The organism is Aliivibrio salmonicida LFI1238 (assembly GCF_000196495.1).
Taxonomy (GTDB): domain Bacteria; phylum Pseudomonadota; class Gammaproteobacteria; order Enterobacterales; family Vibrionaceae; genus Aliivibrio; species Aliivibrio salmonicida.
Genome location: NC_011313.1, coordinates 517347 through 530665 on the forward strand (window position 1 = coordinate 517347; position 13319 = coordinate 530665).

The 13319-nt window shown below is 38.2% G+C and carries 15 protein-coding genes and 1 tRNA gene; 7 read left to right on the top strand and 9 right to left on the bottom strand.

Features of this window, described 5'->3' with window-relative positions; all coding sequences use genetic code 11:
- Positions 1-79: 79 nt before the first annotated feature.
- The 3 genes from VSAL_RS18470 to deoD are packed head-to-tail and all read right to left on the bottom strand — an operon-like array spanning position 80 to position 3303.
- The gene (locus tag VSAL_RS18470; protein ID WP_012551793.1) at positions 80-1060 is read right to left on the bottom strand and encodes a sugar-binding transcriptional regulator; all 981 of its coding nucleotides are present in this window, start codon (positions 1058-1060) and stop codon (positions 80-82) included.
- 8 nt (positions 1061-1068) lie between these two features.
- A complete protein-coding gene (locus VSAL_RS18475; protein WP_012551794.1) occupies positions 1069-2538 on the bottom strand; it encodes a hypothetical protein in 1470 nt (489 codons plus the stop codon).
- A gap of 54 nt (positions 2539-2592) precedes the next feature.
- The gene (gene deoD / locus VSAL_RS18480; RefSeq protein WP_012551795.1) at positions 2593-3303 is read right to left on the bottom strand and encodes a purine-nucleoside phosphorylase; all 711 of its coding nucleotides are present in this window, start codon (positions 3301-3303) and stop codon (positions 2593-2595) included.
- 327 nt (positions 3304-3630) lie between these two features.
- Here deoD and VSAL_RS18485 point away from each other — a divergent pair, with 327 nt between their 5' ends.
- The gene (locus VSAL_RS18485; protein WP_012551796.1) at positions 3631-4293 is read left to right on the top strand and encodes a potassium channel family protein; all 663 of its coding nucleotides are present in this window, start codon (positions 3631-3633) and stop codon (positions 4291-4293) included.
- Complete coding sequence (locus tag VSAL_RS18490; RefSeq protein WP_012551797.1) at positions 4290-5654, top strand: TrkH family potassium uptake protein; 1365 nt, start codon at positions 4290-4292, stop codon at positions 5652-5654. Before VSAL_RS18485 ends, VSAL_RS18490 begins: the two co-directional genes overlap by 4 nt.
- Positions 5655-5745: 91 nt before the next feature.
- Here VSAL_RS18490 and VSAL_RS18495 read toward each other — a convergent pair whose 3' ends face one another.
- Genes VSAL_RS18495 through VSAL_RS18505 form a run of 3 tightly spaced genes read right to left on the bottom strand, consistent with a single transcriptional unit; the run spans position 5746 to position 7960 of the window.
- On the bottom strand, positions 5746-6819 hold the full coding sequence (locus tag VSAL_RS18495; RefSeq protein WP_012551798.1) for a mechanosensitive ion channel family protein: 1074 nt from the start codon (positions 6817-6819) through the stop codon (positions 5746-5748).
- Positions 6820-6837: 18 nt separating this feature from the next.
- Positions 6838-7479, bottom strand: a complete 642-nt coding sequence (locus VSAL_RS18500; RefSeq protein ID WP_012551799.1) for a cytochrome b/b6 domain-containing protein — start codon at positions 7477-7479, stop codon at positions 6838-6840.
- Between the two features lie 13 nt (positions 7480-7492).
- Entirely contained in the window at positions 7493-7960 is a 468-nt protein-coding gene (locus VSAL_RS18505; RefSeq protein WP_012551800.1) for a c-type cytochrome, read from the bottom strand.
- Positions 7961-8164: 204 nt separating this feature from the next.
- On the opposite strand from VSAL_RS18505, the gene VSAL_RS18510 reads away from it, so the two are divergent.
- A complete protein-coding gene (locus VSAL_RS18510) occupies positions 8165-8683 on the top strand; it encodes an NUDIX hydrolase (protein ID WP_012551801.1) in 519 nt (172 codons plus the stop codon).
- Positions 8684-8905: a DUF3820 family protein gene (locus VSAL_RS18515; RefSeq protein WP_012551802.1), complete on the top strand. Its 222-nt coding sequence runs from the start codon at positions 8684-8686 to the stop codon at positions 8903-8905. It abuts the gene before it with no gap.
- 174 nt (positions 8906-9079) lie between these two features.
- On the opposite strand, the gene VSAL_RS18520 is transcribed toward VSAL_RS18515, so the two are convergent.
- The gene (locus tag VSAL_RS18520) at positions 9080-9961 is read right to left on the bottom strand and encodes an IS982-like element ISVsa6 family transposase (RefSeq protein ID WP_012548944.1); all 882 of its coding nucleotides are present in this window, start codon (positions 9959-9961) and stop codon (positions 9080-9082) included.
- Between the two features lie 88 nt (positions 9962-10049).
- Positions 10050-10310 (bottom strand): hypothetical protein, encoded by a 261-nt coding sequence (locus VSAL_RS18525; RefSeq protein WP_231850975.1) that lies wholly within the window; start codon positions 10308-10310, stop codon positions 10050-10052.
- Positions 10311-10518: 208 nt separating this feature from the next.
- Between VSAL_RS18525 and VSAL_RS18530 the strand changes: the two genes are divergently transcribed.
- Positions 10519-11424, top strand: a complete 906-nt coding sequence (locus tag VSAL_RS18530) for an aldo/keto reductase (RefSeq protein WP_012551803.1) — start codon at positions 10519-10521, stop codon at positions 11422-11424.
- Positions 11425-11516: 92 nt separating this feature from the next.
- On the opposite strand, the gene pyrC is transcribed toward VSAL_RS18530, so the two are convergent.
- Entirely contained in the window at positions 11517-12545 is a 1029-nt protein-coding gene (pyrC, locus tag VSAL_RS18535) for a dihydroorotase (RefSeq protein WP_012551804.1), read from the bottom strand.
- A 202-nt stretch (positions 12546-12747) separates the two neighbouring features.
- On the opposite strand from pyrC, the gene arfA reads away from it, so the two are divergent.
- Positions 12748-12942, top strand: coding sequence for a ribosome alternative rescue factor ArfA (arfA, locus tag VSAL_RS18540; RefSeq protein WP_012551805.1), 195 nt, complete (start codon positions 12748-12750; stop codon positions 12940-12942).
- 151 nt (positions 12943-13093) lie between these two features.
- A tRNA-Gly gene (locus VSAL_RS18545) sits at positions 13094-13168 on the top strand.
- Positions 13169-13319: the final 151 nt, after the last annotated feature.

The window sequence follows — 13319 nt, forward strand, 5'->3', positions numbered from 1 at the left end:
TCACGAAGTATATTAAGGATATGCGAGTCAAGTATAAACTGTTGTTAAGGTGCTCTTGTCATATAGAATATTGTATAAGTTAGCGTTCATTTTCTGCGAGATTAAGCAGGGCCATCGCGCAACTAACGCTTGTGGCAAGAACATCAATAACACCTGTTCTTAATGCACCCATGATTGATAATGCTTTGCGACTTTCACTTGCCATTGCGACTACGTTTGGAATTTGACGAAGATCTTCCATTTCTAAGCCAATAACTCTTCCTCGCATTAACGTATCCGCATCACTGCCATCTAATTTAAAGAAATCAAATCCGCCAATATCACCCACTATGCCATCATTTAAACGCGCTTCTACAAATTCTTTAGGCGTAAAAAAGCCAAGTTTAACCATGTGGCTGTTTTCATCCATATCACCGATCCCAACCAATGCAAACTCTGCTTTTCTGGCTTGGTTCAGTGTTTCCTTAATTGTTGCGTGCTCCATAAAAGCAGAACGAAGGCTCGGGTCATTCACATACGCAGGTGCGTAAAGCGTTTCACTGCTTCCGCCGTATTTTTTTGCTAAACGTCGACAAATATGGTCAGCGTTAATAATATCACCACTGCGGTGTGTACCACCGATAGCGGATACGAATCGAGCATTACGATGGGAGACAATCCCAGCGTGATCAGCGACAGCAGCAACATTTTGACCTTGACCAACGGCAACCGCCATATCATCTTGCAAGTTATTGTTTAAATAAGAGCTAACGAGAGCGGCAACTTGCTTGCGTTGTTCACTGGTATTGGGTTGATCTAATGAAATCAATGCGCGTTTTAAGTTGAATTTTTCAACCAACTTTTGTTCTAGCTGTGCGCTATAAACGGGATGAAATTTTACGGTAATTTCGACAATACCTTCTTCTCGTGCTTTTCTAAGCATGCGTCCGACTTTAGCGCGAGATAAGCCAAATTTTTTCGAGATCTCTTCTTGAGTCGCTCCTTCTTGATAATAAAGGATGGCGATTTCTGTCAACATATCGGTGTTTTCAGTGTGATCTTGAGAAGGTGACGAGCTCATTGTTATTCCTAACTTAATAATTCAGCAAGTGTAATGGGTTTTGAAATTAACCCTAACTTTTGTGCTGGTGTTGTACCTAGTTTATCTTGATGACACAGATTATGCCATGCTCTAAAGATATCTAATAAAGGAAGTAGGCTAGCCGGACGAAGTTTTCGTCTCGGTTCATTCACTAAACTTGTAAATTGATTATAAAAACGTTGCTGATAATCAGCGGCTGAAGTGGCAGAAGCACGCTTTAACCAATATTGTTCATTGTTCTCTGCGCCATTAAGATGGCAAATCCCTTTATGTAGCCCTGAGACTTCGGTAAAAGCCCAGCGATCTCGCCACCAACCCACAAGATGAATATCTACTTTCTCGCCGCTTTGCTCAATAGGAAAAGCATCGTCTTGAGTGACGTACAGTAAATCAATATTGTTGTTTTTAATGCGTTCAAGAAAAACAGACATTGCTGCCGATCGAAGCATAGGCTCTTGAGGCATATAAATTTCAATAGAATCACAATGTGAAAAAGCGTCTTGGATTTCTAAATAATGAGCATAAGACGTATAAGGCGGTCGTATTAACGCCCCTTTCGATGGGTAATTTAAAGAGACGTAATTACCTAAAGGATCTTCAACATTTGCACGGGCTAATATCTCTTGATATTTGCTGTCTACGCGGCTGAATATACTGTTTGTGGCGATAGCTGATTGAGAATTGGCTTCACCAATAAAGGTATTCGATAAATATTGTGCTTCGGGTAAGAACGGGTCGTGATCCAACTGATTACCAGGTTGGTCATTTTCTGAATAGTTAATATGTTGAGCGATGAGATAACCTGAACTCATTTCTGCTGTACAGTACCAGAAAACCCCATTATTACTTAGAGGCTGCAATGGGGTGGCATTTGATGCTAATTGAATTTGGGTTCTGTCATGCTGTAAACGGACATCAAACAAAGACATATGACGTCGGCAACGACTGGCTATTTGGTTAATATGGTCATAAAAGGTTTTAGGATTTATATGTAAACGACGGCAAATCTCGCGTACAGAGTACCCAGTAAATAAAAAACCTAAAATCTTTTGTTGAATAGGGCTTTTTTGGTTTTCACCAGACCATTTATCGACAAAGGTAGAAGCGCAAGATTTACAACGATAACGTTGACGATCACCACTATAACCGAAGGCATGATAAAGCTCACGATGAGTAAGAACATCTAAACCAAAGTGAGAGCAATGGGAATTATTACAAGCAGGTAAAGAATGGCATTGCACTTTTTGCTGACGTGCAAGTTCGTTCAATACTTCATTGTTATTGATTAAGGGAGGAAAAGCACCACATTTCCGACAAACTAATGCAGGTCGCTTCGGGTTTGTGCGTTGAACTAAATAATGTTGTTCATCGCTATCACCAAAATTGTCACACGCCAATGTTTTACAAAAATTGAGTTGTAACCCTTTAGCAGCCAACGGCAGTTTTTCAGTTGGCACTAGACACCCCTTATGTTTTTAAAACGCCAGAATGTTCTGGCGTTGAGGATAGGACTACAGTTTAATGGCGGTTTCTAGTGCCACTGTCATCATATCATTGAATGATTTTTGACGATCTTCTGAACTTAATTTCTCACCGCGTTTTATGTGGTCAGATACCGTTAGGATAGTAAGTGCTTTTGCGCCTAGATCCGCTGCCACACGATAAATGCCAGCCGCTTCCATATCAACACCCAAGATGCCTAATTTTTCCATTTTGTCGAACAGATCAGTTTCTGGAGAGTAAAATAAATCCGCAGAGAATACGTTACCTACTTTTACTGGTACATTAAGTTTACGAGCTTGAGCAACCGCCGTTTCTAATAAACCAAAATCAGCAATGGCTGCAAAATCATGGTTGTTAAAACGAATACGGTTAACTTTTGAATCGGTAGAAGCACCCATTCCAATAACAACGTCCATTAGTTTCACGTCATCGTGTACTGCGCCACAGCTGCCAACGCGAATGATATTTTTAACACCAAATTCCGCGATCAGTTCGTGTACATAGATACAACAAGAAGGGATACCCATGCCGTGACCCATAACGGAGACTTTTTTACCTTTATAAGTACCGGTGTAACCGAACATATTACGAACGTCACACACTTGAGTTACGTCTTCCAAGAAGTTTTCAGCAATGAATTTAGCTCGTAGTGGATCTCCAGGCATTAGAACCGTTTCTGCGAAATCACCAACTTGTGCATTAATATGTGGTGTAGCCATAATCAAGGTCTCCAGTCTATAAGGTATAAAAATTCAAGTTTAACTAAATTTGTTGAACATTTTTGTTCGATATGACGCTATTTTAGGCCTATATTTTAAGGTGTCATGAGATTGATGTCACATTTTTTATCAGAAATGTACATTATTTTTATCCTTGATAACGAAATCTGTTGAAACTAAAGAGGCAATCGTAAACGCTTGGTCTGTTCTTATCTTTAATACAGAGTATTGGTTTCATTCTGAGTGGTTCTATTTTAAATTGAAGTTATTGTCTTCTAAGAGGATGATATACCAAGTTTATCTATGATATTAAAAGTGAGTAAATTGATGAAAGCAAAAAATAAACAATACGCTGTAATTGGTTTAGGCCGTTTTGGTTTAACAGTTTGTGAAGAGTTACATCAATATGGTTCACAAGTTTTAGCCGTTGATATTAATGAAGAACGAGTAAAAAAAGCGACTGATTTTGTGTCTACCGCTGTGGTGGCAAATTGCGCGAGCGAAGAGACCGTTGCTGAGCTAAAATTAGATGAATACGATATGGTAATGGTAGCCATTGGTTCTGATATCAATGCCAGTATCCTAACCACATTGGTACTTAAAGAAGCGGGTGTTAAAACCGTTTGGGTGAAAGCGAATGATAAATTTCATGCGAAAATTTTAACTAAGATCGGCGCTGATCATATTATTCTTCCTGAAAGAGACATGGGTATCCGAGTCGCAAGGAAAATGCTCGATCGCCGTGTATTTGATTTCCATCTTCTAGGCAGTGGACTGGCTATTACCGAAATTGTGGTGGGTGGCCAAAATATGGGAAAATCGTTAGGGCAGCTTGATTTTTGTCAAATGTCAGACGTGAAGATATTAGCCATTAAGCGCGGACCTGAAATCATATCAGCGCCTGAATACAGTAAAGAATTAGAAATGGGAGATATTCTTATTATTGTTGGTCCAGAAGTGAAACTGGCACAAAAAATCAGAACATTATGAATTATTTACCCAAACGTGGTCTATTCCCGTTAAAGAATAGTCAAAAATCAAAAGAGTGGTCAGAACCTAGGATCATTCTCTTTTCATTTTTGGCTATTCTGTTGCCTTCTGCTTTGCTATTAACACTGCCGATATTTTCAGTGTCAGGCTTAAGCTTTATGGACGCTTTATTTACTGCAACCTCAGCCATCAGTGTGACAGGTTTGGGTGTTGTTGATACTGGTACACATTTCACGACCAGTGGTAAAGTGGTCTTAATGTTTTTAATGCAGATTGGTGGTCTTGGCCAAATGACATTGTCAGCGGTATTGCTGTATGTTTTTGGTTTGAGGTTAAGTTTACGTCAACAAGCGTTAGCGAAAGAAGCCTTGGGGCAAGAGAAGAAGATAAACTTACGCAAATTAATTAAGAATATTATTTACTTTGCACTGGCGGCTGAGTTAATTGGGATGTTTATTCTTTCATTTCGTTGGGTACCAGAGTTAGGACTGGCAAAAGGTATGTTCTATGCTGCTTTTCACTCCATATCGGCGTTTAATAATGCAGGCTTTTCTTTATTTTCAGACAGCTTAATGGGGTATGTTAGCGATCCACTTGTTATATTTACTCTGTCTTTCCTCTTTATTGGGGGCGGTCTTGGGTTTACGGTTATTGTTGATTTAGTTAAAAATGGCTCTAAAGGATTCAGTCGACTGCAATTGCATACCAAAATCATGCTCATAGCAACGCCGACATTGTTACTTATCGGTACGTTATTTTTCTATGTACTTGAATATAATAATCCGAATACCTTGGCTTCGTTATCTGTGGGTGATCAATGGTTGGCGGCTTTTTTCCAATCAGCGAGTGCACGTACTGCGGGCTTTAATAGTGTCGATTTAACACAGTTCACTCAACCTGCGTTATTTATTATGATTATATTAATGCTCATTGGTGCTGGGTCTACATCGACAGGGGGGGGCTTAAAAGTATCAACAGTGACAGTAGCGGCAGTGGCAACATGGACTTTTTTACGTCAGAAGAAAAACGTTGTGATGTTTAAAAGAACGATAGGCTGGCCAATAGTAACTAAATCGTTAGCTATTATTGTCGTGAGTGGATTGTTGCTTTCTATTGCTATGTTTTCGTTAATGCTGACAGAAAATGCTGGTTTTGACAAAGTCATGTTTGAGGTTATCTCAGCGTTTGCAACGGTAGGCTTAACGGCGGGTTTAACGGCGGAGTTATCTGAACCGGGTAAATTTATTATGGTTATTGTTATGATTATTGGTCGAATTGGGCCATTAACATTAGCGTATATGTTAGCTAGACCTGAATCTTCGTGCGTGAAATACCCAGAAGAAAATGTATTAACAGGGTAGATAATTCGGATTAATACCACATTAAAAAGGGCATTGCACAAAACGTGTAATGCCCTTTTTTGTTAGTGACTAATTTCTTCAATAGAAAGTATTAATTAGCCGGTAATTGTTCAATTTTTAGAGTCTGAGTCGGGAAGGCAATCTCTGCACCGTGTTGGGCAATAATGTCCCCAATTTTGATTAATACATCTTGTTTAACATGGTGGTATTCAATCCAATTGACCGTTTTTGTAAAAGTGTAGACCAATAGATCTAATGAAGAAGGGCCAAAACCATTGAAGTTAACAATTAAGGTCTGATTCGAATCGATGCCTTCATGATTAACAAGCATTGCTTTTACTTCGATTACAATTTGCTCAATATTGCTAATGTCATCGTAGCGAATACCAATGTCTTCTTTAATTCTTCGATTTAGCATACGAGATGGGTTTTCAACCACAATGCTACTAAATACGGAGTTGGGCACATAAAGAGGGCGTTTATCAAAAGTACGTATTACCGTCATACGCCAACCGATGGTTTCAACCGTTCCTTCAATCGAGCGGTCAGGAGAGCGGATCCAATCTCCGACTTTGAAAGGGCGATCAAAATAGATCATCATTCCACCAAAAAAGTTGGACAAGAGATCTTTAGCCGCTAAACCGACCACTAAGCCACCGACGCCACCAAAGGTTAATAAACCGGATAAACTGAGTCCAATCCCCTGCATTAATGATAATAAACCAAGAGAAATAAAGATTAAGCGGACGACTTTCCCAAGGGCTAAAACGGTTGTAATGTCATGTTTTTGATTGGTAAGAACTTGTTTTTCAATTAACGTTGTTAACCGTAACGCGGTCCAAATAAAACCCCAAACCAGAATGAATACTTGAAGGGTGGGGATCCAATCGGGTACTAACTTTAAATGCCCTGACAGCATTATTTTAAACGAGGCAGTTGCTGGCCAGACCCAAATAATCAGACTGACTGGGGAGGAGAGCGCTGTAATTACCGCGTCATCCCAAGGTAATGAGGTTTTTTTTGTAATATGTTGAAGACGGTTGACTACAATGCGCCATACGACCCATAAAAATGCACTAAACAGAGTAATGACGAGTACGTTCTGTACCCAATCATTCTCTTGAAAATTCAGAAGTGCATTCCACCAATTTAAGAAAGGAGTCATGTATTTACTACTCAATAATTAAAAAAGGTAGTTTAGCACTTCACTTGCCCAAAAATAGTATACAAATGATAATATTACCGCAAAAATTAACCATGCTATTAAGGTATGTTTCATTTTGGGGGCATTTCCGGTCAAATCCGCAGACCCAGTAAACATAGGTAAAATTAGATTAATGCCTTTAATACGATAAAATAATACAGCGGCAATGTGCAACCCAATAAAACCAAGTAAAACATCAAAGCTTTGGTGGTGAATCGTAGTTAGAAAACTACTTGTATCATAGCTCACTAAAGAGGCTAGAGGTCCTTCAGAGAGAATGTCATCATTGCTAAATAATCCAGTCACTAATTGTAATGTAAGTAAGAAAAATAGACCTAATACCATATAGCCACCAGCAGGGTTGTGGCCTATCGCATGTGATGCTTTTCTTGCTTTTAGATAAGTAATCGCTTTCTTGGGCGAGGTGATAAAATGAGTGAACTTTGCCGTATCACTGCCAATAATTCCCCAAACAATACGAGTGAGTAAAAACACCATTAAAAGATAGGCGAGCGCAAAATGCCACTCCATTAATCCTTCGTCCGCTGTATACCAAAGAGAGCCAAGTAAAACTACTTGGCTCCAATGATAAACTCGGATAAAACTATCCCAGATTTTCATGAATTCCCTTTAATTACTTTGCTTTATAATCGGTGTGGCAAGCCTTACAGTTTTTTACTGTTTTGCCAAACGCTTTGCGTATTGCGTCTTTATCACCTTTATCGGAGATACTTGCTAAAGCGGCGGCATCTTCTTGAAATTGAGCTAAACGCGATTCAAAATCAGGAAAGTTTGTCCATACTTTAGGTAATGCGTTTGTTTTTCCTTTATCAGATCCTTCTACATAAAAAGCATCTAATGGCATTAACGTTAACTGTGATAATTGATTTGCGCGTTTTGAAAAGATCGCGTCACTCCAATCTGTCTTTCCTTTGATCATCTCACCCATTTCACTGACATTACCTGCAATCATAGTGAATGCGGCTTGACGGTAAGCAATGGCTTTATCGGCTTCATTAAAGGTATGTGCTAAGACAGAGGTTGAAGCGAACAGGGTTGAGGCAATAATTAGTGTTTTTATTGAGTTATTTTTTGTGAACATAAGGCTTCCTTGGCTTGTCATTATTATTAAGCTTTAATTATATGAAATTAAAATTAAAAGAAATAGATTTAAACCACATTATTTACATTGTCTTTACATTCGGCTTGTTCATATGCTTTTAATTCAACACCTAATTTGATTGCTGCATCTAATTCTCATTTGCGTATAATGTTAAGGTATTTTCCAATTAGGCTAGTCAGTTTTATGCGCATTTTAAATATTACAACGCATCCCGATCTAGAACATCTAGACAATCAGAAAATTCTTCAACGTAATGCAACCAGAGCAATTATTTTAAAAGGAGAAGAGATTCTTCTACTGTATACAGAGCGTTATCATGATTATTCTTTACCAGGTGGTGGTATTGATGAAGGTGAAGACGTAATTGCAGGGTTAGTACGTGAAATTGAAGAAGAAACAGGGGCTAAAAATATTTCAAACATTGTGCCTTTTGGTATATATGAAGAATTCCGACCTTGGTATAAACATGAATGTAATGTATTGCATATGATTTCTTATTGTTATACCTGTAATGCAGATAGGACTCTTGGCGAAACAAGCTATGAGAGTTATGAAATCAGAAATGGAATGCGTCCTGTTTGGATTAATATTCATGAAGCCATTGCGCATAATGAACATATTCTAATAAACAGTGATAAAAAAGGCATGAGCATTGAGCGTGAGACGTTCTTACTTCATTTAATTGTAAAAGAGTGCCTATAAATGTTCACAAAAGAACAAATCGTTAAATTAACTCAAATGAAGATGCCTTTTGGTAAATATGGCGGCAGAGTGCTGATTGATTTACCAGAAGAGTATTTATTGTGGTTTGAGCGTAAAAATGGCTTTCCAAAAGGAGAATTAGGGGAGCTAATGGCCTTATGTTTAGCGATGAAAATTGAAGGGCTCGATGAAGTGATTCGACCGCTAAAATATCGTAGTTAACACTTTAATAAACGAATGCTAGGTAAATTGATGAGTCAGTTACCTAGCATTGTGTCACCGTATATCGCTTTTTATTTAAATTGAGATTCACCCGCTTTCGCGTTGTTAAAATCGTGAGCTAATCGGTCAGATGCTTCATTCTTTAAATAACCTGAATTCTGGATAAAACATGCTTTAAGCGAGGATTAGTTCAAATTCACATTCTGATAGCTTAATTCGTGGCTTTTGTTTTTTTAAACAATAAGCCACAACGCCTGAAATTACATTTAGCATGAAACCAGTCACGCTACGATGACGGCTATGTTCAATTTGAGAGATATTCTTCAATTGGTCATTTATCGTTTCGATAATGTATCTCTTTGATAACATAGCCTTATCAAAAGCACTTATCTCTTTTGCTTTCATGTTTTTTCGCGAGGTAGTCACTAAATCGACATCAGAGTTCTTTAAGCTCTCACTCAACTTTTTACCTATGTACCCTTTATCAGCGTACAATTTCCCCGAGAGTTCTTTGCATAAATCAGGTACAGGAGTCCTATCATTTACATTGCCAGCTGTGATTTTCAGCGAAATAATTTCTCCAAGATGGTTAATCAATAAATGAAGTTTGAAGCCGAAAAACCATCCCATGGTACCTTTTCCTCTTTTCGCAACACCATCAAAGACTTTATGGCGAGGAATTCGAATGTTATGGCATACTTTAAGACTCGTGGAGTCAACAAAAGCAATGCCAGTCGGCTTACCTTTGATAGATTGAAAATAGGCACACATTGGGGCGATTAGGCTAGGCATTTTGCTCACAAATCGAGTGTAGCTAAGTAAATTTGGAAAGTATCCTTTCCAATATTGATGAACTAACCCGATATAGAAGTTCTTGAAATCTCTATGATTTGATTGATGAAAAGCGATGACAATAGTCATACATTCACTAGTAGACATTACTGACTGACGTTTTCTTTTTCTCTCACTAGCCTCAACAAGGTATTTTTCCCATTGAGATAAGAATTGATAACAAAAATCATCGACATCACAAAATATATCAACTAATTTATTCATCTTGCCCACCTTTTAAAATACGTTCAAATAATTCTTGGTCGAAAGATCTGATCGTTAGGTGGGCAATTAGTTCAGCCTTATCCAGAATTCAGGTTAAATAGTTAAAAGCAGAACAAAAACTGTTCGTTTCGCTATAAATTTCACGAGAACGATCAATATGCCTTTCTGCAGTACGACGCACTTGAGCGGTATTTGTCGGGTTGCTGTATTGCACTTGTTGATCAAAGACTTCTTTAATGTACTTCTCTTTACAAATGTCTTCATTATCCGGTGTTGCTGTTATATCGGCAAAAGAGGCGGTAGAGATAAGTGCCAAGAATAAGGCGTAAAAACGGCTCTTCTTCATCATGTTATAAACCTTATTGTAATTAACGATTCGATTCTACGTTTACAGTATAGGGAGTGCAATATTTAGGCCGAAATAATTACTTACTTTTTAAAAGGAATTGAGGTTAAACACCTTTTTATTTGAAACTTGAGATCGCTCGCTATGTTGTGATTGCATTCGTCTTCTTCGCTATCTAGTATGAAGGAAGATATTTAATGGAAGAATCATAATGAAAAAAGTAGTAATGGCACCGGAAGGTCCTGAATTTTCAGAGCTTGTACAAGGATATTGGCGTCTTTCTGATTGGAATATGACAGCTCAAGAGCGCTTAACGTTTTTAAAGCAACATATTGAACTTGGTATAACAACGGTCGATCACGCGGACATTTACGGCGGTTATCAATGTGAAGCTTTATTTGGTGAAGCGTTAGCGATTGATCCTTCGGTTCGTGACAAGATTGAAATCATAACGAAATGCGATATCAATTTATGTACGGCTGATTTGCCAAATCGTAAAATCAATCATTACGACACATCGAAAGAACACATACTCAATTCTGTTAATAACTCACTGTCTCGATTAAATATTAATGAAATTGATGTTCTTCTTATTCATCGCCTTGATATATTAATGAATGCAGATGAAGTCGCAGATACATTCAATCAATTACAAAAAGAAGGGAAAGTAAAACACGTTGGTGTTTCTAACTTTACGCCTTCTCATTTTGATTTATTGCAGTCGCGTTTAGATAAACCATTAGTAACGAATCAAGTGGAAATCAATCCATTAAACTTTGATGTTGCTCATGATGGAACGTTAGACCATTTACAAATGAATCGTATTAAGCCAATGGCATGGTCTTGTCTTGCGGGCGGCGATATTTTCTCTGGTACGTCAGAGCAAGCGATTCGAGTTCGTCATGTATTAGAAGAGATTAAAGAAGAGATTGGTGCCGATAGTATTGATCAAGTGATCTATGCGTGGGTTGCTAAACTGCCATCAAACCCTGTGCCAATTATTGGTTCAGGTAAGATTGAGCGTGTTCAATCAGCAATTAAAGCCATGAGCTTAGCGCTGACTCGTGAGCAATGGTATCGTGTTTGGGTTGAATCTAAAGGTCACGGTGTGCCATAGTCTTTAATCAACGACAAAAATGGGATGCTTGTTTATCACAGCATCCCATTTTTTATGGTTATAACATAATAACTAACACTAGGCAGTTATCGTTATTTAACTAACCATTCAACCGCTTCACCAGCACGAATAGGCACAACAACATCATTACCAAAAGACATGGTTTCAGGAGTGATCCACGCTTCTTTGACTAGCGTTATCGTATCTGTATTACGTGGTAAGTTATAGAAATCAGGGCCGTTGAAACTTGCAAAAGCTTCAAGGTTATCTAATTTTCCTTCGTTCTCAAATACTTCTGTATACAATTCAATAGAAGCGTGCGCAGTATAAGAGCCAGCACAACCGCAAGCCGCTTCTTTTTTCTCTTTTGAATGAGGGGCAGAGTCTGTGCCTAAAAAGAATTTAGGGCTACCACTTGTTGCTGCTTCTATTAGAGCAAGTTGGTGTGTATTGCGTTTTAAAATTGGTAAACAATAGAAATGAGGTTTGATACCACCAACAAGCATATGATTACGATTAAATAATAAATGATGAGCCGTAATAGTTGCTGCCACATTCGGGCCTGCATTTTTAACAAAGTCTGCAGCATCTTTTGTTGTGATGTGTTCAAGAACAATTTTCAATTCAGGAAAATCATTTACGATTGGTGCTAATACGGTATCAAGGAAAGTTTTCTCGCGATCAAAAATATCAATATCATGTGTTGTCACTTCACCATGAATAAGAAGCAACATACCTTCTTCTTGCATGGTTTTTAAAATAGGGTACACCTTTTGAACATCGCTTACACCTGAATCAGAATTCGTGGTGGCACCAGCAGGGTATAATTTAGCCGCGACAATATAGCCAGTTGCTTTTGCTTTACGAATTTCATCAGAAGTTGTCTTTTCTGTTAAGTATAAAGACATGATTGGAGCGAAAGTATTAGAAGAGTTTACCGCTTGAATGCGTTCGCGATAGCTGAGAGCTTGTTCGGTTGTGATAACTGGTGGCACTAGGTTTGGCATGATTAACGCACGGCCATTATAACGACCAGAGTCACGTACAGTATCAGTTAATACGTCACCATCACGTAGATGTAAATGCCAATCATCAGGACGAGTAATTGTTAAAGTTGTCATTTGCTGCTCCCACCAGAAAAAGAAATAAGAGCCTAAGTAATTCATTGAGTTAATCGTTTGCTTAGGCGATAGGATTCTAAAGCAAAATGATTAAAACAAATAGGATAAAGTAAAAATTAATGAGCAATTTGACTTAAAAGGTAAAAGAGAACACAATCCGATCGTTTTTTGTACAAATAGAAAATATTGACTAAGAGGTCTTATGAAAAGTAATAAAAAGGCAGTCACTCCTGATCATGATCACGGGAGAGGCGTCATTAAAGACAACGCACTAAAAGCGGTGGTTACCAGCCAATTATTTACCACTCGAGTCACTAAAGCGAAAAAAGGTAAGGGGAGTTTTTCAAGAAAAGAGAAGTATAAAGGGCATAAAGAGCCCTATTCAAAAGCAGCGTAACGTCTCGTTGACTTTGAATAGGGCTTTTTTGTGACCAATGTATTAAAAAATGAGCACTAACGATTAAATAACCATCAATCAGTAAGTTAAGTGAAAGAAAGTGCTTTACGTATCCGCTCAGTGTGGCATTATCTATCTCGTTCGACGATGTGCGTACATCGTATAATGGCTATTACCTCAGCCTTCCAAGCTGATGATGCGGGTTCGATTCCCGCTGTACGCTCCAATCTCTTTATGTCTTCCTCAAGAGATTGTTCCTGATTTAAAATTCCAACTTATTGAAAATTAAGCGCTTAATGGCGTGTTTTGTCGTATCTGTTACTTTTTATCCAACTGGCATTAATTCACATCGATATAAAATCACTTCTGATTTATCC